16 protein-coding genes are annotated in these 20,329 nt (G+C 76.2%); 7 read left to right on the top strand and 9 right to left on the bottom strand.

From position 1 onward, the window contains the following. Nucleotides 1-200 precede the first annotated feature (200 nt). From JQC91_RS08560 to JQC91_RS08550, 3 genes are all read right to left on the bottom strand, one after another. Nucleotides 201-1,409, bottom strand: a complete 1,209-nt coding sequence (locus JQC91_RS08560) for an acyltransferase (protein WP_203286380.1) — start codon at nucleotides 1,407-1,409, stop codon at nucleotides 201-203. 100 nt (nucleotides 1,410-1,509) lie between these two features. Next, nucleotides 1,510-2,826: an ATP-binding protein gene (locus JQC91_RS08555; RefSeq protein WP_203286379.1), complete on the bottom strand. Its 1,317-nt coding sequence runs from the start codon at nucleotides 2,824-2,826 to the stop codon at nucleotides 1,510-1,512. Next, nucleotides 2,823-3,563, bottom strand: a complete 741-nt coding sequence (locus JQC91_RS08550) for a response regulator transcription factor (protein WP_203286378.1) — start codon at nucleotides 3,561-3,563, stop codon at nucleotides 2,823-2,825. Before JQC91_RS08550 ends, JQC91_RS08555 begins: the two co-directional genes overlap by 4 nt. Nucleotides 3,564-3,766: 203 nt before the next feature. Here JQC91_RS08550 and JQC91_RS08545 point away from each other — a divergent pair, with 203 nt between their 5' ends. Further along, nucleotides 3,767-4,330: a hypothetical protein gene (locus tag JQC91_RS08545; protein WP_203286377.1), complete on the top strand. Its 564-nt coding sequence runs from the start codon at nucleotides 3,767-3,769 to the stop codon at nucleotides 4,328-4,330. A 244-nt stretch (nucleotides 4,331-4,574) separates the two neighbouring features. Here the strand turns inward: JQC91_RS08545 and JQC91_RS08540 are convergent, their stop codons facing one another. Further along, nucleotides 4,575-5,327, bottom strand: a complete 753-nt coding sequence (locus JQC91_RS08540; protein ID WP_203286376.1) for a hypothetical protein — start codon at nucleotides 5,325-5,327, stop codon at nucleotides 4,575-4,577. Nucleotides 5,328-5,381: 54 nt separating this feature from the next. On the opposite strand from JQC91_RS08540, the gene JQC91_RS08535 reads away from it, so the two are divergent. Both JQC91_RS08535 and JQC91_RS08530 read left to right on the top strand, forming a co-directional pair. After that, the gene (locus tag JQC91_RS08535) at nucleotides 5,382-5,840 is read left to right on the top strand and encodes a MarR family transcriptional regulator (protein ID WP_203286375.1); all 459 of its coding nucleotides are present in this window, start codon (nucleotides 5,382-5,384) and stop codon (nucleotides 5,838-5,840) included. Between the two features lie 35 nt (nucleotides 5,841-5,875). Beyond that, nucleotides 5,876-6,364, top strand: a complete 489-nt coding sequence (locus JQC91_RS08530; RefSeq protein WP_203286374.1) for an EF-hand domain-containing protein — start codon at nucleotides 5,876-5,878, stop codon at nucleotides 6,362-6,364. Between the two features lie 257 nt (nucleotides 6,365-6,621). Here JQC91_RS08530 and JQC91_RS08525 read toward each other — a convergent pair whose 3' ends face one another. After that, on the bottom strand, nucleotides 6,622-7,572 hold the full coding sequence (locus JQC91_RS08525) for an SDR family oxidoreductase (RefSeq protein WP_203286373.1): 951 nt from the start codon (nucleotides 7,570-7,572) through the stop codon (nucleotides 6,622-6,624). Nucleotides 7,573-7,742: 170 nt separating this feature from the next. Between JQC91_RS08525 and JQC91_RS08520 the strand changes: the two genes are divergently transcribed. After that, the gene (locus JQC91_RS08520; RefSeq protein ID WP_203286372.1) at nucleotides 7,743-8,627 is read left to right on the top strand and encodes an AraC family transcriptional regulator; all 885 of its coding nucleotides are present in this window, start codon (nucleotides 7,743-7,745) and stop codon (nucleotides 8,625-8,627) included. A 117-nt stretch (nucleotides 8,628-8,744) separates the two neighbouring features. Here JQC91_RS08520 and JQC91_RS08515 read toward each other — a convergent pair whose 3' ends face one another. From JQC91_RS08515 to JQC91_RS08505, 3 genes are all read right to left on the bottom strand, one after another. Then, nucleotides 8,745-9,458 (bottom strand): nitroreductase, encoded by a 714-nt coding sequence (locus tag JQC91_RS08515; protein ID WP_203286371.1) that lies wholly within the window; start codon nucleotides 9,456-9,458, stop codon nucleotides 8,745-8,747. Then, complete coding sequence (locus JQC91_RS08510) at nucleotides 9,448-10,110, bottom strand: hypothetical protein (protein ID WP_203286370.1); 663 nt, start codon at nucleotides 10,108-10,110, stop codon at nucleotides 9,448-9,450. Before JQC91_RS08510 ends, JQC91_RS08515 begins: the two co-directional genes overlap by 11 nt. Before the next feature lie 102 nt (nucleotides 10,111-10,212). Beyond that, nucleotides 10,213-10,887 (bottom strand): Crp/Fnr family transcriptional regulator, encoded by a 675-nt coding sequence (locus JQC91_RS08505; RefSeq protein ID WP_203286369.1) that lies wholly within the window; start codon nucleotides 10,885-10,887, stop codon nucleotides 10,213-10,215. 82 nt (nucleotides 10,888-10,969) lie between these two features. Here JQC91_RS08505 and JQC91_RS08500 point away from each other — a divergent pair, with 82 nt between their 5' ends. The 3 genes from JQC91_RS08500 to JQC91_RS08490 are packed head-to-tail and all read left to right on the top strand — an operon-like array spanning nucleotide 10,970 to nucleotide 19,493. Next, entirely contained in the window at nucleotides 10,970-12,334 is a 1,365-nt protein-coding gene (locus JQC91_RS08500; protein WP_203286368.1) for a hypothetical protein, read from the top strand. After that, nucleotides 12,331-16,422 carry an alpha/beta fold hydrolase gene (locus JQC91_RS08495; protein ID WP_203286367.1) on the top strand — a complete coding sequence of 1,364 codons (4,092 nt, stop codon included), beginning with the start codon at nucleotides 12,331-12,333 and terminating at the stop codon, nucleotides 16,420-16,422. Before JQC91_RS08500 ends, JQC91_RS08495 begins: the two co-directional genes overlap by 4 nt. Next, nucleotides 16,419-19,493 (top strand): adenylate/guanylate cyclase domain-containing protein, encoded by a 3,075-nt coding sequence (locus tag JQC91_RS08490; protein ID WP_203286366.1) that lies wholly within the window; start codon nucleotides 16,419-16,421, stop codon nucleotides 19,491-19,493. The genes JQC91_RS08495 and JQC91_RS08490 overlap by 4 nt, the downstream gene beginning before the upstream one ends. A 343-nt stretch (nucleotides 19,494-19,836) precedes the next feature. Here the strand turns inward: JQC91_RS08490 and JQC91_RS08485 are convergent, their stop codons facing one another. Further along, the gene (locus JQC91_RS08485; protein WP_238941376.1) at nucleotides 19,837-20,319 is read right to left on the bottom strand and encodes a DUF2267 domain-containing protein; all 483 of its coding nucleotides are present in this window, start codon (nucleotides 20,317-20,319) and stop codon (nucleotides 19,837-19,839) included. Between the last annotated feature and the right edge of the window lie 10 nt (nucleotides 20,320-20,329).

Here is a 20,329-nt window from a genome sequence, read left to right as displayed (position 1 = left end):
CTGCCCGGCCCTGCAGCGACCTGCCAGCCGTTTCAGCATGGACGGAACAGCCCAGCGCCCGCGTCCGGGCCGAGCCGGCCAGGGTCGGACGAACCGTTGCTTCCCTCGGGGATGCGACGCGGTCCGGCTCGGCGGGGCGCGCGCGTGCGCCGGCCGATGCGAACGGCGCCATGCGAAGCGGACCGCCGCGCCGCGCGGCGTCACCGCCCCCCGTGCCGCATCGCCCGTCCCACCGCCCGCCGCATCCCGGGCAGCGTCCGCTCGAAGACCTGCGCGAAGGCCAGCCCCGCCGCAATGGGGAGCGCGACGAAGAGGACGGCCTTCGCCGGCACGTCCTCGGGCAGGACCGCGTCCATCAGGTGCATCACCGGGTAGTGGACGACGTAGATCGAGAAGCTCGCCCCCGCCCACCAGCGCACGGCGCGGGCGGCGGCGGTGCCGAGGCGCGGCGCGACGCGGGCCATGCCGACGAGGTGCAGCGCGAGCCCTGCGGCCAGCAGGGCGTTCCATGCGGCCTCCTGGGCGAAGTCGAAGGCCTGCCGGTGCCGGACGGGGCCGAGCCAGTGCGGGGTGGCCTGCAGGAGCGCCTCGTCGAGATGGGCCAGCTTGGCCGCGACGAGGGCCGCGACGGGGAGGACGGCGAGGAGGATGGCCGTGGCGCGCCGCGCCGGGATCCGCCCGGCGCGGATGAGGTGCCAGACGCCGAGCCCCGCCAGCCATGTCGGGAGCAGGAGCAGGATCGAGAGGCCGAAAAGCCATCCGAGCGCCGCGAGGAGCGCCGTCCGCACCCGCCACCCCCGGACGAAGAGCGCGATGCCGAGGAGGAGATAGTAGGCCGCCTCGAAGCTCAGCGACCACAGGGGCGCGTTCGAGCCGAGCTGCACCGGCGGCCCCACCCCGCGCCACTGCTGCGAGAAGGTCAGGCCGCGGGCGAGGAGCTCACCCGGGCCGAGGTCGCCGAAATGCGCGGGCCGGTACGCCCCCGGATCGATCGCGCGGCCCGCGGCGTCCAGCGCGAGCGTGAGGACCAGCGCCGGCCCCACGACGCCGAGGAGGCGCGTGAGGCGGTTGAAGGCATACGTTCGCCCCGTGCCGTCGCGCGCCGCCGCCCGCCCGACGACGAGCCCCGAGACCACGAAGAAGGCGATCACCGCGTCGGGGGCGAGCGTCCAGTCCCGGACCCAGAAGAGGGCGCCGTCCGTGAAGCGCCTGTTCCCCGCATGTCCCAGCACCACGACGAGGGCGGCGAGCACGCGCAGGACGTCGAGCCATAAGGACAGGGCGGGCGAGAGGTCGGCGGGCCGCCGCGACGCGCCTCCTCCATCCGGTCCGGCCACGGGGGGCGCGTTCCAAGCGCCGGCGCGCCCCCGTGCCTCCGGGCCGTCGTGCTGTTCCGTCGCGCCCGCCATCAGGGGAGCCTAGGGCACGGACGCGACGCGCGCATGACGGGTGCCGCCGCGCGCCCCTCCTCGGCCGCTCCACGCCGCTGCGGGACGGGATCGTGCCGCCCTAGGCGCCGTCCGCCTCGGCCGGCAGCCTGATCTCCGCCGCCAGCCCGCCGCCCGCGCGGTTGCGCAGCCGCAGGGCGCCGCCATGGGCCTCCGCCACGGCACGGGCGATGGCGAGGCCGAGGCCCGCGCCGCCGGTGTCCCTCCCGCGCGAGGCCTCGCCGCGGCGGAAGGGCTCGGTCATCTCGCCCAAGCGCTCGGGCGGGATACCGGGGCCGTCGTCCTCGACGGCGATCACCGCCTCGGCCCCCTCGCGGTCCAGCCGCAGCGTCGCGCCGCCCGCGTAGCGCAGGGCGTTGTCGACGAGGTTGCCCACCGCACGCCCGAGGGCGACGGGGCGGGCCTGCGCCGCCACGGCAGCCATGTCGCCCACCGCCGCGCCCCGCGCGGCGGCCAGCCGTCCGAGCCACGGCGCGAGGTCGATCCGCTCGGGGGCCTCCGCCTCCCCCTCGCCGCGGGCGAAGGCCAGCAGGCCGTCGGCCATCACCTCCATCTCGCGCAGGGTATCGCCCATCGCGGCGGCCTCCGCGCCGGTCTCCCCGCCCGCCTCCTCCAGCATCTCGGCGCGGATGCGCAGGGACGTGATCGGGGTGCGGAGGTCGTGGCCGAGGGCCGCGACGAGGCGCATCCGCTCGGCGTCCGCGCGGGCGATGCGGGCCTGCATGTCGTTGAAGGCCGCCGCCGCCTCGCGCAGTTCGCGCGCGCCGTCCTCGGGCACGCGGACGGCGCGGTCGCCCCGCCCCGCAGCGCGCGCGGCGGCGGCGAGCGCGCCGAGCGGCCGCGTCAGCTGCCGGACGAACGCGAGGCCGACCGCCAACGTGGCGGCGAGGCCGAGCGCGAGCAGCAGCACCACCGGCCACGCCTCCCCGCGCCGCGGCGGCGGGCCGCCGCGCCACGTCGCGTTGAGCCAGCCCGGCGGGTCCGACAGCGCGAGCGACGCCGCCGGCCCGCCCCGGGCGGACGCGGGGGCGAGGCGCAGGGCGCGCCCTTCGAGGGCCGCCTCGACGCGCGTGCGCAGGCGCCGTGTCCGCCGGTCGCCCGCGTCCGGGGCGACGGCCGGGCGGTCGTCGATGCGCACGCGCAGGCCGCGGCGCGACAGCCCCTCCGCTAGCCGCGCGCGGGTCGCGTCCGCCGCGCCGTCCATGAGCGGGGCCACGGCCAGCAGGCGGGCCAGCACCGCCTCGTCGCGCGCGCGGCCCTCCAGCCGGTCGCGCTCCAAGGCCAGCAGCCCCAGCGCCGCGAGGTTGGCCGCCAGCAGCGCCGCCGTCAGCAGCAGGGCGAAGCGGGCCGCCAGCCGGTCGGGGCGCCACCGCCTCATGCGTCGTCCTCCACGTCGGCGGCCAGCGCGTAGCCGCCGCCCCATTCGGTCACCAGCAGCCGGGGCCGCGCGGGGTCGTCCTCCAGCTTGCGGCGCAGGCGGGCCACGGCGTTGTCGACGGCGCGGTCGTAGGGCTTGGCCTCGCGGCCCTGCGTGACGTCCAGGAGGCGCGCGCGCGACAGCACCTCGCGCGGGTGGGCGAGGAAGACGTCCAGCAGGCGGCCCTCGTGGGAGGTGAGCGCCGCGCGCCGCCCGTCGTCGTGCGCGGCCTCGCGCGCGGCCCCGTCATAGGTCCAGCCCGCGAAGCGCCGCCGCCCGGCCGGGATGGTCGGGGCCGGAGGCGGGGCGCGCCGCAGCACGGCGCGGATGCGGGCCAGCAGTTCGCGGGGGCTGAACGGCTTGACCACGTAGTCGTCGGCCCCGAGTTCCAGCCCGAGGATGCGGTCGGCCTCCTCGGCCATCGCGGTCAGCAGGATCACCGGCACCCCACGCCCCGCCAGCCAGCGCGTCAGCGACAGCCCGTCCTCGCCCGGCATCATCACGTCCACCAGCGCGAGGTCGATCGCGCCCGCCTCGGCCGCCGCGCGCGCGCGGGCCGCGTCGGCGGCGAGCGTCACGCGCATCCCGTGGCCGCGCAGGTAGCGCGCCAGCGGCTCGCGGATGTCGCGCGCGTCGTCGACCAGCAGCAGGTGGGGCCCGGTCTCGGGCGGGGGCGTCCGGGGTGGGGCATCGGTCATCGCGGCTCCTCTCGTCGGGGCCTTCCTAGCCCCTCGGGCGGGGCGCCGCGCGCCCCGTTTGTCGCAGGATGTGTCAGCGCGGATCGCTGCGACAGGTGGCGACACGGCCGTCCTCGCATGGCGGCTCCCGGTGCCGCATCCCGCTCCCACGTCATCCCCGAGCCGGCACCGAGGCCGGCCGCAGACAAGGATCGGAGACAGGAATGAACACCCTCAGCAAGACGATGATCGCCGCCGCGCTGCTCGCCACGGGCGGCGGGGCGCTGGCCCACGCCCAAGGCGCCCCGGCCCCCGGCCCGGCGCCGGAGGCGGCCCGATCCGCCGAGGAGCGGCCCATGCGGGCGGACTTCCGCGGCGACCGGGACGGGCGCGGCGGGCGCGGCGACCACGGCCACCGCCGGGGCGGCGGGCGCGGCGCGATGCTCGGCGCCTTCGGCCCGGCGGGCGGCGCGCAGCTCTTCGAGGCGGTCGACGCCGATGCCGACGGCAGCGTCACCCAAGCGGAGATCGACGCCTACGTGGCCGCGCAGGTGGCGGAGGCGGACACGGACGCCGACGGCGCGCTGGCGCTGGAGGAGTTCGCGCCCGTGTTCTTCGAGCAGATGCGCCCGCGCATGGTCGACGCCTTCCAGCGGCTCGACGCGGACGGGTCGGGCACGGTCACGCAGGACGAACTGGACGACCGGTTCGGGCGGGTGGTCGAGCGGCTGGACCGCGACGGCGACGACGCGCTGACGCTCCAGGACGGCCGCCGCGGCCGGAACTGACGCGGCGGGGGCCGGGCACGCCGCCCGGCCCCTTCCCCCCTCCCCTTCGATTGCGACGCGACCATGACCGGCGCATCCTTCGACGCCCCCGCCCCCCGCCCGTCCGCCCACGGCCCGACTCGCGCGCGCTGCACTGGGCGGCGGCCGCGGCGTTCCTCGGCGCGCTCAAGCACCGATTCCGGGACCGGGACGCGACGCTCGTGCGGATGACCTGCGGACGGGCGGAGCGGAAAGGCCGCGCCCCTCACATCGCCCATGGCGGCACGGCCAGCACGAGGTGGGTGATCGTGGCGTCCAGCGCGTACCACCCCCAGTGCAGGCCGTAGGCCCAGCGGAAGCCGTGGCGGGTCCGCAGGTAGAGGCGGGGGACCACCACGCCGAACAGGGCCGCGGCGAGCGTGAAGCGCGCGACGTAGAGCGGGGTGAAGCCGTCCAACGCCAGCGTCAGGTGGAAGCCCCCGAAGAGCAGCGCCATCAGCAGCGAGATCGCGCGCAGCCGCAGCCTGGCCGCGTCGCAGCGCCGGACCATCGCGGCGATCAGCACCTGCTGGAACAGGATGTCGGCGGACTTGGGCAGGTAGTACCACGCGGAGGCGAACATGAACTCGGGCGGGTCGCGCGGCGCGCGCAGCATCGAGACGTCCGGCAGGAGCGGCAGCACGAAGGTGACGAAGGCCCCGTAGGCCAAAAGGATCGGCGCGAGCGCCCGCGTCTGCGCCGCCGCGTTCGCCCGCGTGAGGCGGTCCGGGAAGGCCCCGCGCAGCAGCGCCAGCGCCGCGCCCGCCCACGCGAGGTAGTAGGCGGCGAAGAGGACCGGCGCCTCGTCGTAGCCGTTGGAGAGGTCCAGCCCGTCCGCCAGCGCGTAGTAGCCCCACGACGAGGCTGACCAGAGCATCGCCACGAGCGCGAAGGTCGGCGCGAGGCGGCGCAGGGACCCCGTCGGTGCGGTGGTGACCGTCGCGTCGCCCATCCCGCCGCCTTCGCCCTTGCCTGCCATCGGACCAATAGTATACGAACTGTCAGCATGGCAACTAACGCGTTCGCGCTTCACATGCTCCTGCACGCCGCGGATCTCGTGGACGACCGCCTGCGGGAGAGGCTCGGGGCGCTGGGCCTGCGCCCCCGGCAGGCCCGCGTCCTCGCCGCCCTGTCGCGGATGGAGCCGATCAGCCAAGTCCGCCTCGCGCGCGAGTTCGACGTCACCCCCGCCTCCATGAGCACGATGACCGCCCGGCTGATCGACGGCGGCTTCGTCGCGCGCGAGGTCGATCCGGCGGAGGCCCGCGCGCACCTCCTGCGGCTGACGGATCGCGGGCGGGGCCTCGTGGACGACATCCACGCCGCGTGGCGCGACGTCGACCGGCTGATCGAGGAGAGGATCGGCGCCGAGGAGGCCGCCCGCCTGACCGCCGCCGCGCGGGCGCTGCGCGACGCCTTGGGCGGCCGGGCGCCGGGGTCGGACGCCCCGCGAGAGGACGACACCACCCTCCACCGCCTCGCCACCGAATGAGGCGGCCCGTCCCGCAACCTACGAAAGGACACGGCATGCTCCGCTTCCTCGCCTCGACCCTCCTGCTCGCCGCCGCGCCCGCCTCCGGCCAGGAAACGGACGCCGCCGCCTCCGTCGATGCCGCCCGCGCGGCCGTGGAGGCGCAAGCGCTCGACCTCGACGCGGACGGCGACGGCCTGATCGGGCGGGCCGAGGTCGCCGCGGCCGTCGCCGCGAGCTTCCCGACCTTCGACGCGGACGGGTCGGGCGACATCGACCCGCGCGAGTGGGAGGAATGGCCCTTCGGCTTCTACGACATGGCCCTCCACCGCGACCGCGCGCAGGCCTATCACGCGGCCTTCGGTCTGGTCTTCGACCTCTTCGACCGCTCGGGCGACGGGCGGCTCGACGAGGCGGAGTTCGCGGGCGCCATGGACCGCGCGCTCGACTTCGCCGACCGGGACGGCGACGGCGCGATGAGCCACGAGGAGTTCCTGCGCGGCTTCGTCCCCAACGTCGCCCTGCGCCACGCCATGCGGGACTGACCCTCGCCCTCGCTGGCGCGGCCGGGCGTCGCCTCGGACGCGGGCCGCCGCCGCTTCGAGGCGACCGCGCGCGCGTCCTCTGCTTCGCGGTCGACGTGGTGGTCGTGACGCCGCAGATCGACGGGAGCCGCGCGGACATGCGCGGCGTCTCCGGGGTCGGGCGCCTCGGCGACTTCCAATGCCGGCTCTGCACGTCAACGCGGGGCCTCGGCCGGGGGCCGTCCCCCGCCCGGGCCGGACGCGGCGGATCGCCCGCCTCAGAGTTGCCAGACGAACCCCGTCTCCTTCTCCGACCGCTCCCACAGCCGCGCCATGACGTCCTTGTCGGTGGCATGCGGCTGGAGCGTGCCCCGACCCACGGGGCCGCCGGTCTCCATGCGTCCCGTGGGCCCATACAGGGCGCGCAGCTCCAGCCCGTCCTCGGTCGCGCACATCACCTCCGGCCAGGCGCCGCGCTCGGCAGACTGGACCAGCGGCGTCTTGGTCATCAGCCACCAGACGGCCCGCGTCAGCCGTCCGCCGCTGGTGGCGATGAGGGACGTGGCGGACGATCCGGGGTGGCAGACATAGACCCCGACGCCCGTCCGGCCCGCCGCCGCCAGCCGATCCTGCAACTCGTAGGCGAACATCATCTGCGCGAGCTTGGACTGCGAGTAGGCGGTGTTGGCCGCATAGCCCTCCTCCCAGTTCATGTCCGCGAAGTTGATCGTCCTCAGACCCATCCGGTAGCCGAGGCTCGCCACCACGACGATCCGGCCCCGCGACGCCTCGATCCGGTCGAACAGCATCCCGGCCAGCACGAAGTGGCCGTAATGGTTCGTGCCGAGCTGGCTCTCGAACCCGTCGGGCGTGAGGCGGCGCTCGGGCACCTGCGCGATGGCCGCGTTGCAGATCAGCGCGTCGATGCGCGGCACGGTGGCCAGCACCTCGGCGGCGGCCGACCGGACCGAGGCGAGGTCGGCGAGGTCCATCCGCACGAAGGACGCCGCGGCGTCCGCGCCGAACTCGGCCTTCAGGTCGGCCACGGCGGCGGCGGACCTCTCGGCGCTGCGGTTGAGCATGACGACGCCCGCGCCCTTCGACAGCAGGATGCGCGCCGCTTGGAAGCCCGCGCCCGCATTGGCGCCGGTGATCAGGTAGGTCCGGCCCGCGCGCGAGCCGAGGCGGTCGGGGGTCCAGCCCTCGGGGCCGAACGGGGTGGTGGTCATCGGGGCGTCCTTTCCGGAGCGAGGGTGCCGCGGGCGGGGCCGATCCCCCTCGCGTCGGACTTGCAGATTTCGCTTAGGTGGATGCCGAAGGAGACGCGATCCTCTCGATCGCTTGCCCATTCGTCTCGGTCGCCTTGATCGGCGCAGCGAGGCGGTCCAGTCTCGCCAGCATGAGCCAGACCGAGATCAAGCGCCTCGTCGAGGCCCGCCTCCCCGAGCCCGGCATGGTCGAGACCGGCGTGCCCGGGATGCGCCTCTTCCGCGTCGAGGAGCCGGTGCGCTGCGCCCCGGCGGTCTACGAGCCGACCGTGGTGGCGATCGTCGGCGGCACCAAGGAGGCCGTGCTGGACGGGACGCGCCACGTCTATGGCGCCGACCGCTACCTCGTCTGCCCACTGCCCCTGCCGGTGGAGGCGGGCACGCCGCTCGCCTCGCCCGACGCCCCGCTCCTGGGGGTGCAGATCATGCTGGATGCGCGGGTGATGACGGACCTCGTGCTGGCCATGGACCGCGCGGGCGGCGGAGCGCCGTCCGGCCCGGCCGCCACGTCGGGCCTCGCCCTCGCGCCCTGGGACGACGCCTTCGCCGAGGCGCTGCTGCGCCTCGTCCGGCTTGCGGACCGCCCGGCCGAGGCCGCCGTGCTGGGCGAGGGCCGGGTGCGCGAACTGTGCCACGCCGTCCTCATGGGCGGGGCCGGAACGGCCGCGCGGCGCGCCTACGGGATCGGCAACGGCATCGCGCGGGCGATCGAGCATCTGGCGTCGCGCTTGGACGAGCCGGTCACCATCGACGACATGGCCGCCCGCGCCCACATGAGCCGCGCCGTGTTCCACCGCCGCTTCAAGGAGGCGACGCGCCAGTCGCCGATCCAGTTCGCCAAGGCCATGCGCCTCAACGCCGCCGCCATGCGGATCGCCTCCGGCACCACCGTGAGCGCGGCGGCGGCGGACGTGGGCTACGCCAGCCCCTCCCAGTTCAGCCGGGAGTTCCGCCGCGCCTACGGGCGCTCGCCACGGGACTGGCGGGGCGCGGGGCAGCCGGGCGCGGTGATGTAGCGCGGCCCCGCGGGTGGCGAACCGGGGCCCGGGCCCGGCGCGCAGGCGGGGCGGCGCCGAGGAGGCAGAAGACGGCGACCGACGCAGGGGCCGCGCCGATCCCTCCGGTCGCCACCGCTATCCGACCAGCCGGAGCCACTCCGCGTTCGGGGCCCGCTCCGTGCGGAGGTCGTTGACCGGATCGTGGCGGTCCGGATGGCCGATGGCGATGCCGCAGACGAGCACCTCGTCCGGCCCGATGCCGACGAGGGGGCGGATCGCGCGGTGATACGGCGCGAAGGCCGCTTGCACGCAACTGCCCCAACCCCGCTCCTGCGCCAACAGGGTCACGTTCTGCACGAACATCCCGAGGTCGATCCACGACCCCTTCTCCAGCCCGCGGTCGATCGTGAGCAGGACGCCGATCGGAGCGCCAAAGAAGTCGAAGTTCCGATCGAACTGGGCGCGCATCCGGCGGACCTCGCGCCGTTCGATGCCGAGCAGCGCGTAGAGCGCCCGCCCGAGGGCCTTCCGCCGCTGGTCGTAGGCGCCGAAGAACCGCTCGGGGTAGTAGCGGTAGTCGTCCCACTCGGCCTTGTGCGGCGCCACGCCCGTGGCGCGGATCGCGGTCGCAACGCGCTCGATGGCGGGCCGCCCGAGGAGGTAGGCCTGCCACGGCTGCATGTTGCCGCCCGACGGCGCGCGGGCCGCGAGGCGCAGGACCTCGATCGCCTCGGCCGTCTCGATCCCGGACCGCGCGAAGGCGCGGGTCGAGCAGCGGGCGGCCACGGCCTCGGCCACGCCGCCGATGCCGCGGGGATCGGCGAGATAGGGGACGGGGTCACAGCGCATTGGAATGACCCACGGCCCGATCGGCCGCCGCCTCCGCGCCGCCGCCGAGGCGGGAGGCCTCCTCGGCCTGCTGCCGCAGGTGCCCGGCGAACACCGCGTAGCCCACCTGCCGATCGACGTAGGACAGCGCCGCGAGGAGCCGACCGGGAAAGTGCGTCCGCCCGCCGAGGCCCACGCGATGGAGGAAGCCTTGGATCCCGAGCTCGCACAGCCCGGCCCGCCGGGCGTCGTCCACGGTGATCGTCAGCCTCCGCCCCCCGAGGAAGATGCGGCGGCGCAGCGCGCGATACTCGTCCCACCGCGAGGCGATGGCCTTGCGCGCCCGCCGCGCCTCCGAGGCCTGTCGAAAGGCGTCGTCCACGCCCTCCCGGTCCGAGTGGAAGGCGAAGCGGTTCCCCTGCAGCCGGACCATCCAGATCAGGAGGCCGGAGTCGGTGATCGCCCGCGTCGCCACGACCCGCTTGGAGCGGTGGGTGACGACATGCTCGGTGTCGATCCAGCTCCGGACCCAGTTGTCGGTGTTGCGCTCCAGCGCCGCGCTTCCGAGGAGGGCCTCGCGGTCGAGGGCCGACAGGCCCGGGCGCTCCGCGAGGAGCTTGGCCTTGAGGGTCTCGACCGGCAGGCGGCGGGCGTCGAAGGGTTGGTCTTGCATCGGATGGCTCCCGGCGTTCGGGGTCCTCCGTGGGCCCCGTCGCGGCCGGAATGGCGTGATGGCCCGGCGGGCGATGTGACGTGCGTCACACCCCCGGACCGTTCATTCGGTGCGTCTGGCCAGCGCCGCCGCGTCGTGGATGCGGATGCGCCGCGCGGCCCCGTCCAACTCGACCAGCCCCTCGGCGGCCCAGCCCCGCAGGATGCGGTTGACGCTCTCGCGCGTCAGGCCGGCATGGGCGCCGAGCGCGCTTTGGCTCAGCCCCTCCAGCACCGCGCCGCTCCGGTCGTCCGGGCGATCGGCCAGTTGTAGCAAGCACCGCGCCAGCCGTGCCCTGCCGGACGGACGGGCGCGCGTCTCGGCGATGGCCGAGGCGTGGCGCAGCTTGGCGCAGAGTTCGGCGATCAGGGCGAGCGCGCCGTCGGGATCGCGCGCGAGGAACGCGCGGAGCGCGCTGCGCTCGATCACCACCCCCGTCACCTCGGTCGAGGCGACCGCGCTCGCGCTGCGCGTCCCCCCGTCCAGCAGGGCGACCTCCCCCACGAGGTCGCCGGGCCCCATCAGGTTGAGCGCGGAGGGCCGGCCCTCCGCGTCCACGACGGTGATCTCCACGCGGCCGGTCCGGACGAGGAGCATCGAGTGGCCGGGCGAGCCTTGGGGATAGATGGTCGCGCCCCGCGCCCAGTGGCGGGGGCGTCCCTCCGCGACGAGCCTGCGCCACGCCTGCGGCGGCATCGTCGCGGCCAGCGTGCTGGCGGTATCGAGGGTCGACGCCATAGGGCCCGGACCATTCGCGCGATGCCCGCGGGGCGCAAGGCTTGACTCGTTGGGGGCGAGATGTGCCCCTTGCGCGGGGGCCTTGGTTTCAGTGATCGCCTACGTTTGTCTGTCGGACCTGCATGCCGGCGCTCCGGCGGGCCTGTTCTCGCCGCGCGACGGCCTGCCCGACGTCGCGGGCGCCCTCGCGCGGGCGCTCGGGGCGCTCCTCTCCGACGGGCGGGGCGAGCCGCGGCTCGTGCTGCTCGGCGACACGATGGACCTCCAGTTCTCCGAATGGGGCACGGCCGCCGGCGAGGCCGCGCGGATCCTGGCCGCGCTCCGGGACGCGGCGGCTTGGCGGGGCGACATCCTCGCGACGGCGGGCAACCACGACCACGCGCTGTGGACCGACGCCCGCCACGGCCTCGAGGTCGAGCCGAAGGCACGGCTCCAGACCCATCCCGTCCACGGCACCCCCGCCTTCGACGCGCGCGGGGCCGGCCGCGCCCGTCTCCTGGACCGCGCCGCGCGGGAGGCCGGCTTCGCGGGGGCGGAACTGCGATACCCCAACGTCGGGCTGCGCGCGGGCGGACGCGCGGTCCTCCTGCATCACGGGCACTTCCACGAGGCCGCCTACCGCGCCGTCACCCGGCTCCGGGACGTGCTGGCCGAGGGTCCGCGACCGCCGCCGACCGCCGCGACCTTGGCGGCCGAGAACGCGGGCTGGATCGACTTCGCGTGGTCCGGATTGGGCGACGCCGCCGGGCTGGGGCGCGAGGCCGAGGACCTGTACCAGCGGCTCCTGACGCCCACGGGCTTCCGCCGTGCGCTGACGCGTTGGTCGGACATCGCGACCGACGCCATCGCGGACCGCGTCCCCGGCGGCGCCCTTCCAGAGCCGCGCGCCGCGATCGGCGCCGCCACCCGCGCGATCCTCGGTGCCACCCTCGGCCGGATGCGCGAGGACGAGCGCCATCACGAGGTCGATGCCCTGCCCCCGGACGGGCGACGGGGGCTGACGTGGTACCTCGGCGCCCCCGTCGCGGCGCAGGTCGCGGAAGAGCTCGACGCCCCGCCCGCAGCGCTGACCTACGTCTGCGGCCACACCCACAAGCCCTATGCCGAGCGCATCGCCGCGCCGGGCCTGCCCGTCCCGGTGGAGGTTCTGAACTCCGGGGGATGGACCCTCAACGGGCCGCGGCTCGACAACGCGGAGGGCGCGGGCGTGGTGCTGATCGACGACGCGATGAACGCCGTGCTGCTCCGCGCGGTCGGCACGCCCCGGAACGGCGTGGCGCCCGAGCCCCGGGTCGAGGGGTTCGGGTCCGGCGACGGGGGGGCGTTCCGAAGGGACGTGGAGGCGCGCCTCGAAGGATCGCGCGCGGCTTGGACCGCCCTCTCGGAGGCGGCGGCGGCCCACTATGCCGCGATCCAAGCCGACCTGCTCGGGCGGACGGACGCGTGAGGGCGGGGTGGCGCCCCCTGTCGCGGCCCTTCGCGGAGATTGGACCGGATCTGGCGGGGCCGTTCGATGCGATCGTGGTCGGCTCCGGCTACGGCGGCGGCGTCGCGGCCTGCCGCCTCGCGCAGGCGAACCGCCGCGTGCTGGTGCTGGAGCGGGGGCGCGAGATCGGGCCGGGCGGCTACCCGGACGATGGCCCCTCGGCGGCGGCCGAGTTCCAGACCCACCTGCACGACCATCCCGAAACGCTGGGACGGGCGGACGGCCTCTACGACGTCCGGCTCGGGCCGGGCATGGCGGCGCTCGTGGGATGCGGGCTGGGGGGGACGTCGCTCATCAACGCGGGGGTGGTCGAGCCGCCGGCCGAGGCGGTGCTCGACGCGCTGCCGGGCGCCCTGTCGGCGGAGGCGCTGACGCCGTGGATGGAGGAAGCGCGGCGAATGCTCGGCGCCGCGCCCTATCCCGAGGGGCGGACGCGGCCGAAGCTCGAGGCGCTCGAGCGCGCAGCCAAGGGGATGGGGCGGGAGGTCCGGCGTCCCGCCATCGCCGTCACCTTCGAGGACGGATGGAACGCCGCGGGCCAGTGGCAGGCCGCCTGCACCGATTGCGGCGACTGCGTCTCGGGCTGCAACTACGGCGCCAAGAACACGGTCCTGATGACCTACCTCGTCGCCGCAGAGGCCGCCGGGGCGGTGATCGCCACCGGCGCGGAGGTGGACCGCCTCGCGCCAGGTCCGGGCGGCGGCTGGCGGGTCGTGGTCGGCCGGGGCGCGGAGGCCCGAACCGTCGAGGCCCCCGAGGTCGTGCTCGCGGCGGGCACCCTCGGCAGCACGGCGATCCTCCTGCGGAGCCGCTCGGACACGCTGCGCTTCGGCGCGCGCCTAGGCGCGGACGTGTCGGGCAACGGCGACATCTGGGCCTTCGCCTACGATGCGGGCCACGCGGGCGCGGGCGATGCGCCCGCCCCGGTCCACCCAGTCGGCGCCGGCTCCCGGTCCTTGCCCACCGGCCCCGAGCGCGAGGGGGAGGCGCCGTGGCGCCCCGGCCCGACGATCACCGGCATGATCGACCTGCGCGACCCGCAGGAGCCCGGACGCGGCGTCGTGCTGGAGGACGGTGCCATGCCCGGCGCGCTGGCGGCGGGCTACGCGATCGCGCTGCCCGCGCTGGCAGCGCTGACGGGCGACCCGTTCCGCCACGGCGACGCCGCGCGTCGGCTGGAGGGCTTGGCCGGGATCGCCGACGCGGCCCGGACCCGTGCCGATCGGATCGCGCGGACGGTGCGCTCCGGTCCCGTCTCCCGCACGCTCCCGCTCCTCGGGATGGCGCATGACGCGGCCCGCGGGCGCGTCGTGCTGGGCGCCGACGGGGCCGCGATCCTCGACTGGGACCGCGCGGGCGCAGACGACGGTGTGGTGCGTTGCAACGCGGCCGCCGCGCGCGCCGCCGACGGCATCGGGGCGGAGTTCCTTGCCAATCCGCTCTGGCAGGACTCGCTGGGACGGCGCGCGCTGACGGTCCATCCCCTCGGTGGCTGCCGCATGGGCGAGGACGGGGCACGCGACGTCACCGACACGGAGGGTCGCGTCAGGGACGGCGCGGGTGGCCTGCACGCAGGGCTCCGGGTGATGGACGGCTCGCTGCTGCCCGGCTCGGTGGGGATCAACCCGCTGCTCACCATCGCGGCGCTGGCCGAGCGGGCGGTCGACGCGATGATTGCCGAGACGCCGGGCCGGATGGCCGCCACGCCGCCCGTGGCGGGCCGGCGCGACCTCCTCCGGGCCGCTCCGCCTCCAGATCCGGCCGCCCTGCTGCGCGCGACGGACTCGGCGCTCGGCCAGATCGGGACCGCCATCCAAGGGCGCATGTACGAACTGGCGGGAATGCTCGTGAAGGGCGCCCTCCGCATGGCGGCGGGGTCGGACATGAACCTCGTCGAGGTGGCCGCCGAGAAACTGAGCGACCCCGCGGCGCTGCGCGATGCGGTCGCGCCCATCACGGCGCATCTGCGTGCCGTCCTCCGTCCCGTCTTGGCAGCCGTGGACGCGGGCGACTGGCCCGAGGCGCTCCGCGCGGCCGAGGCGGGGCTGGGGGACTTCTCGCCGCCCGCCACCCTCGACGAGGTCATGCGGGGCCACCTCGCGCTCATGGTCCCGGGCGACCCGCCCGGCGCCGACCCGTTCGTCCCGCCCCGTACCTTCGAGACCGAGGCGACGCTGAGAGTGCGGCTGCACGCCGACCGCCTCCTCGGGGCGCTCACCCCGCCGGACGGCACGGTCGCGCTGTCGGGCCGCCTCGCCGCGCTGGGTCGAGAGATGGACATCCACGAGGGGGAGATGCGGATCCTGATGCCGGTCCCCGACCGTGTCGACAGGTGGGAGATGACCTACCGGGGCCGCCTCCGCCCGACCGACGGCCCGGACCTCTGGCTGGACGGGCGCAAGACCATCGCCCGCCGCGACGGGGGCGATCCTTGGACCGATCTGACGGACATGGCGGTCACGCTGCGGACCGGCCCGGAGGCGGATGCCCCCGCCCATGCCCGCGGACGGCTGCGGGTGACGCTGCAGGAGGCGATCCGCCAAGCCTCTGCCCTCGAGGTCGCCTACGACCGCGCCGCGCTCGGGCGGCGGGCGGACGAGACCGCCTTCGAGCTGCTGGAACTGGCGCTGTCCGACCACGGCGCGCTCACGGACAGGATCCGCGATCCACGGTTCGGCCCGAGGCTCGCGGCGGTCGCGCTTCATGCGGCCAACGAAGCGGTCGCGGCGACGGACGCGGGCGGCGCCCCATCCGCCATGCTCGCCGCCGCCTACAGGTCGCGCCTGTTCGCCCGCATGGCCGAGGTGGTCGCGGGCGCGCATGGGGGCTTCCACGCCTATATGGCCGAGGTCGTCGCGCCCCGCGCCCCCGCCGCGACGGCGAGCCCGTCCGAGGGCGGGCTGGGGCTGCCCCGCAGCCCGGGCCTCGACCCGCCCGAGATCCACTGGACGCAGGTCGGCCCCGACCGGCACGTGCGCCTGCTGCGCCACGCCCCGCGCCCGTCGCCCGGGGACCGGCCGCCGGTGATCCTCGCCGGGCGCTTCGGCACCAACGCGGCCGCCTTCGCCGCCGACGTCCGAGGGTCCAGCCTCGCCGGCGCGCTGGCGGCGGAGGGACGCGACGTCTGGTTGCTGGACTATCGCGGCTGCGGCGGCATCCCGGCCAGCCTGCTGCCCTTCGACCTCGACGACGTCGCGACGAAGGACTGGCCCGCCGCCATCTCCCGCGTCCTCGCGGTCACCGGGGCCGCGCAGGTGGACGTCTTCGCCCATTGCGTCGGCGGCATGACGGCCGCGATGGCGGTCCTCGCGGGCGAGGCCCGCATCCGCCGCCTCGTCCTGTCGCAGTTGGGGCTCCACGCGATCACGTCGTGGAGCAACCATGCCAAGGCCGATGCCGGCGTGGCGCGGATGATCGCCGAAGGCGCGCCGCCCGAGGTTCTGGCCCTCGCCGCCCGGATGGGCCTGCCGCCCGCGCTGTCGGAGGCCCTGCGGGACGGCCTGGAGGTCGTCGACCCCCGGTCCGGCACCGGCGGCACGTCGCCATCCGGCCTCTCGCAGGAGGCCGACGCGGCGCTGGACGCCCTGCTGTGGACGATGCCCGGGCTGGTCGCGCCGCGCTGCCACAGCCCGACCTGCCGCCGGATCGACGCCCTCTTCGGCCCGAGCTACCGGCACGCGGTGCTGGATGCGCCCACGCACGACCGCATCCGCGAGATGTTCTCGCCGCTCTCCTCCGCGCCCTTCGCCCACGTCGCCCGCATCTTCGAGACGGGGCACGCCGTCGCCGCCGACGGCTCCGAGCGGTATCTCCATGCCGCCGCGCCGGGTCGCTCCGCCCTGCGCGACATGCCGATCCTGCTCCTCGCCGGCGCCCGGAACCGCGAGATGCTGCCCGAGGCGACCCTCAGGACGAGGGCATGGCTGGAGGGGATCGGGAACCGCGCGACGACGCGCCTCGTGCTCCCGGAGCACGGACACATGGACACGATCATCGGCCGCGAGTCGGCCGAGACGGTGTTCCCGCACGTGGCCGGCTTCCTACGATGAGGGATGGGTCCATCCCAGACCTCCGCAGGGCGGCTATCCTCGCGCTCGACGCCGTCGGGTCCACGGCCCTCGCGCGCCGGCTCGGACCCGAGGAGGCGCATGCCCGCCTCAGCGCCCTGCGCGATGCCGCCCGCGCCGCGGTCGAGGCGGCGGGCGGATGGGTCGTGGACGAGGCCGGCGACGGCATCCTCGCCGCGTTCGGGGCCCATGCCGGGGTCGAGAGCGCCGCACTCCTCGCCTGCCGGGCGGCGCTCGACGCGCGCGGGCGGATGGACGGCGCGGCCGGGCTCCAGATACGCATCGGCCTCGCCGAGGGCCCGGTCATGGTCGCGCGCGAGGGTCGTGGCATCGCGGTCGTCGGCGACGCGGTCGTGCTCGCCGCCCGCCTCGAGGCCGCCGCCGCGCCGGGCGAGATCCTGCTCGACCCCGCCCTGGCGTCGGAGGCCGGGGCCGCGATCCGGGTCGAGGCGCGCCAGCCGCTCGACCTGAAGGGGTTCGACGCCCCCGTCTCGCCCGCCGCGCTCTTGGACCTCGCGGGGCCGGACCTGCGCTTCGGTCCCGACAGGGGCGCGCCGCCCCTCGCCGAGCGCGGAACCGAGCTGGCGGAGGGCGTCGCGGCGTTCGCGGGGGCCGCGCGCGGGCGGACCGTGTGGATCGAGGGGGAGGCCGGGATCGGCAAGTCCCGCCTCGCCCACGAGATCGGGCGGCAGCTTGCGGATGGCCGCGCGGTCCTCGTCGGCCGATGCGCGCCGGACGACCTCGGCGCGGACCTCGCGCCTGTCTTCGACCTGCTGCGCGACGCCGCCGGGGCCGCGCGCGGGTTGCCGCGCGCCGTCCTGCTCGAGCGCCTCCTCGCCGAGGAGCCACGCTCCGGCGACGCGGCGGCGCTCGCGGCCTTCCACGAGGCGGGCGGGCGCGCCGCGACCGACCCCGTCGGACGGGCCGAGGCGACGCGCGACCTCCTGTCGGACCTCCTGCGCCGGGTCGCCGCGCGGCGGGACGCCGTCCTCTGGGTCGAGGACGTCCACTGGATCGACGGTGCCAGCCGGACGATCCTGCGCGACCTCGCTGCCGAGCCGATCGACCTGCTCCTGACCGCGCGGCCCGGGACGACCGCGCAGGCGTTCGCCCGGACCGCCGTGGAGATCGCCCTCCACCCGTTGGGCGAGGCGGGCGTGCGCCGGATCGCCGAGGCCGCGGCGGATGGGCCCATCTCCGCCGGGCTCGCCGCCTTCGTCGCCGCCCGCGCCGAGGGGCTCCCCTTCGCCGCGGAGGAGATCGTCCGCGCCCTGCGCGAGGATGGCCGGCTCGCTGTGCGCGACGGCGCGGTCGAGCTCGTCGGCGACCCCGGCCCGGCGCTGACCGGCAACGTGCAGCAACTCGTCCTGTCCCGTCTCGATCGCCTGCCGGACCCCCTGCGCGAGGCGCTGCGCCTCGCCGCCCTCGTCGGGCGGGAGGTCGACGAGGGGGTCGTCTCGGCGGCGCTCGGCTACCCGGCCGGCCTCCGTGGGGCGATGGCGGCGCCGGGCCTCGTGGAACCGACGGGCGACGGTCGGTGGCGCTTCGCCCACGCGCTCGTGCGCGACGCCATCGCCGAAAGCGTCCTGCCCTCGCGGCTGCGCGAGGCGCACGGGCGCATCCTCGACACGCTCACGGCGGTCGAGGGCGGGGACGCGGGCGAGCACGCCGGCCGCCTCGCCGGCCACGCCTTGGCCGCAGGGCGCGAGGCCGAGGGCGCGGGCCATCTCGTCCGGGCCGCCGCGCACCGCCTGGCCGGCTACGCGGTGCGCGAAGCCGTCCGCGACTGCGAGCGCGCCGCCGAGATCGCGGAGGGCGCGGTCGGGGCCCCGGCCATGCTGGACGACGCGCTCTACCGCAGCCTCGCGGCGACATGGCTGCGCGGGCTCGACCACCTCGGGAACTACGCCGCGCTCAACCGCGTCGCCGAGGCGCTCCTGCCCCGCCTCCAGTCCATGGGCCACAGTCCCGAGCTGACGCTCGCGCGCACGCTCGACGCGATCGCCCTCTGCCATCTGCGCGACTATGCCGGCGCCGAGGCCCTCGCACAGCGCAGCCTCTCCGAGTCCGAGGCGGCCGCTGACGCGCACGGCGCGGCTTGGGCCCGCGCCGCGCTCATGCGCCATCACGACGAGACCGGCCGCCCCACAGAGGAGATCGAGCGCCTCGCCGCGCTGATCGCCCCGGTCGCGCGCGCCACCGGCGACATCCATCTCGAGATGACCGCGCTCTACCTCCTCAGCTCGGCGCTGCGGTCGGCGGGGCGGAGGCTGGAGTCCTTGGACGCGATCGCGCGGCTGGAGGCGGTCGAGGCGCGGTGCGGGGACCGGCGCGCGGGTGCCTACGCGGCGTGGGCGCGCGCCCTGCTCCACGCGATCGAGGACGATCCCCAGCGGGTCCGGGCCACAGTCGCCCCGGCGCTGGAGCGCGCGATCCCCGGGTCGGGCGACGAGCGGGTCGGACGGGCCATGGACCTCTACGCGCGCGTCATGCTCGAGGCCCCGGACCGCGTCCTGCCGGAGGTGGACGCCCTTCTCGCCGAGGCCGAGGCGGTCGGGGACATCAACATCGCCCACGCGGTGCTGTGGCTCCGCGCCGTGGTGGACCTGCGCTCCGGACGCCTCCGGGCCGCGTGGCGGCGCATCGCCAAGCTGGCCCGTCTCGTCGAGGCGGCCGGCAACGTGAACCTGATCCGTCAGGTCCTCCTCCTGCGCGGCGAGGTGCTGCTCGCGATCGGCGGCCTTCCCGCGCCGGGGCGGCGCCCGAGCGTGGGACGGCCGGGCCTGCCCGACCTCCTGACCGCCGCGCGGCTGCGGATCGGAGCCCGGCGCCGTGCGGCCGCCGATCTCCGGCGCTGCCTCGCGCTCGACCTCTCGGGCCGGGGCAGCCACGTCGCGCGGTGCGAGATGGGCCTCGCCCGCATCGCCGCAGCCGCCCGCCGGGAGGCAGAGGCCCGGGCGCACCTGCAGCGCGCGCGCGGCGCGGCCGCGACCGAAGGGCTGGACGCGCTCGAGACCGCCGCGACGCGGGCCCTGCGCGATCTGGAGCGGTGATGGAGTCGCGGGGGCGGACGGGCCTCGCCCGTGCCGGTTCGTCGCTCCAAGCGCATCGGCGGGAGGACAAGACCTCCCCAAGGGCAGGTCGTGACGGCGGTGCGCCCCGTCCCTGCTCGACCGCGCATGGCGGCACGGCACGCGGGGGCCGGAGCGGATGCGCGACGGCACCGAGATGCCGTGCACGGACACCTCGGACCATCCCTGCCCGACGACGGACGCGGTCAGCCTGACGCAGACGCGGACATGCCGCGCGGGGCCTCCGCGCCGTGACGGGCCGACCGCGCGCGTCCTGCTGGACGGCGCAAGAACGCGTCGGGACCACCCCCGAGCGAGACGGCGCCTAGCCTCCCGTCCACGTCAGGTCCGCGTCCCACAGGTCGCGCACCCCGCGCGGCAGGGCCGCGCGGGCCTGCCGGAGCTCCCCCTCGGTCATCCGGTTGGCGAGCGTGGCGAAGACGGCGGCGATGTCGGCGTGGCCCCGGTAGCCCTCGACCCGCCCGAGCCGGGCCGCGACCGCCGCCTCGAAGGCGTCCGCCGAGCGGTCATGGACCGGCGTCCGCGCGGGCTGCCAGCCCTCGTAGTACATGCCCCGGATGAGCAGCGGCATCTGCGCCGCGAGGTCGGCCACCTCCGCGTGGGGAAGGCGGTCGCGCAGCTCGGACAGGACGGTGCGCATCAGGCGCATCGCGTCGCGGCTGCTGGGCCATCCCAGCCGCTCGCGCAGCTCGTTCACCCATTCGTGGGTCAGCTGGACGGTGTGGTCGATCACTTCTAGATCCTGCGCGCTCATGGGGTCCTCCATCGGGACGATGGGTCCAGACATACACGCCGCG

It is taken from the genome of Jannaschia sp. Os4, from assembly GCF_016820245.1.
GTDB lineage: Bacteria > Pseudomonadota > Alphaproteobacteria > Rhodobacterales > Rhodobacteraceae > Jannaschia.
Note: the sequence above shows the minus strand (reverse complement) of the source record. Positions and strands in the feature narration are given on the sequence as shown.

Bases quoted from the DNA above. Each gene is read 5' to 3' on its own strand.
- JQC91_RS08560 (WP_203286380.1), bottom strand. From the start codon at position 1,409: ATGGCGGGCGCGACGGAACAGCACGACGGCCCGGAGGCACGGGGGCGC.
- JQC91_RS08555 (WP_203286379.1), bottom strand. From the start codon at position 2,826: ATGAGGCGGTGGCGCCCCGACCGGCTGGCGGCCCGCTTCGCCCTGCTG.
- JQC91_RS08550 (WP_203286378.1), bottom strand. From the start codon at position 3,563: ATGACCGATGCCCCACCCCGGACGCCCCCGCCCGAGACCGGGCCCCAC.
- JQC91_RS08545 (WP_203286377.1), top strand. From the start codon at position 3,767: ATGAACACCCTCAGCAAGACGATGATCGCCGCCGCGCTGCTCGCCACG.
- JQC91_RS08540 (WP_203286376.1), bottom strand. From the start codon at position 5,327: ATGGCAGGCAAGGGCGAAGGCGGCGGGATGGGCGACGCGACGGTCACC.
- JQC91_RS08535 (WP_203286375.1), top strand. From the start codon at position 5,382: ATGCTCCTGCACGCCGCGGATCTCGTGGACGACCGCCTGCGGGAGAGG.
- JQC91_RS08530 (WP_203286374.1), top strand. From the start codon at position 5,876: ATGCTCCGCTTCCTCGCCTCGACCCTCCTGCTCGCCGCCGCGCCCGCC.
- JQC91_RS08525 (WP_203286373.1), bottom strand. From the start codon at position 7,572: ATGACCACCACCCCGTTCGGCCCCGAGGGCTGGACCCCCGACCGCCTC.
- JQC91_RS08520 (WP_203286372.1), top strand. From the start codon at position 7,743: ATGAGCCAGACCGAGATCAAGCGCCTCGTCGAGGCCCGCCTCCCCGAG.
- JQC91_RS08515 (WP_203286371.1), bottom strand. From the start codon at position 9,458: ATGCGCTGTGACCCCGTCCCCTATCTCGCCGATCCCCGCGGCATCGGC.
- JQC91_RS08510 (WP_203286370.1), bottom strand. From the start codon at position 10,110: ATGCAAGACCAACCCTTCGACGCCCGCCGCCTGCCGGTCGAGACCCTC.
- JQC91_RS08505 (WP_203286369.1), bottom strand. From the start codon at position 10,887: ATGGCGTCGACCCTCGATACCGCCAGCACGCTGGCCGCGACGATGCCG.
- JQC91_RS08490 (WP_203286366.1), top strand. From the start codon at position 16,419: ATGAGGGATGGGTCCATCCCAGACCTCCGCAGGGCGGCTATCCTCGCG.
- JQC91_RS08485 (WP_238941376.1), bottom strand. From the start codon at position 20,319: ATGTCTGGACCCATCGTCCCGATGGAGGACCCCATGAGCGCGCAGGAT.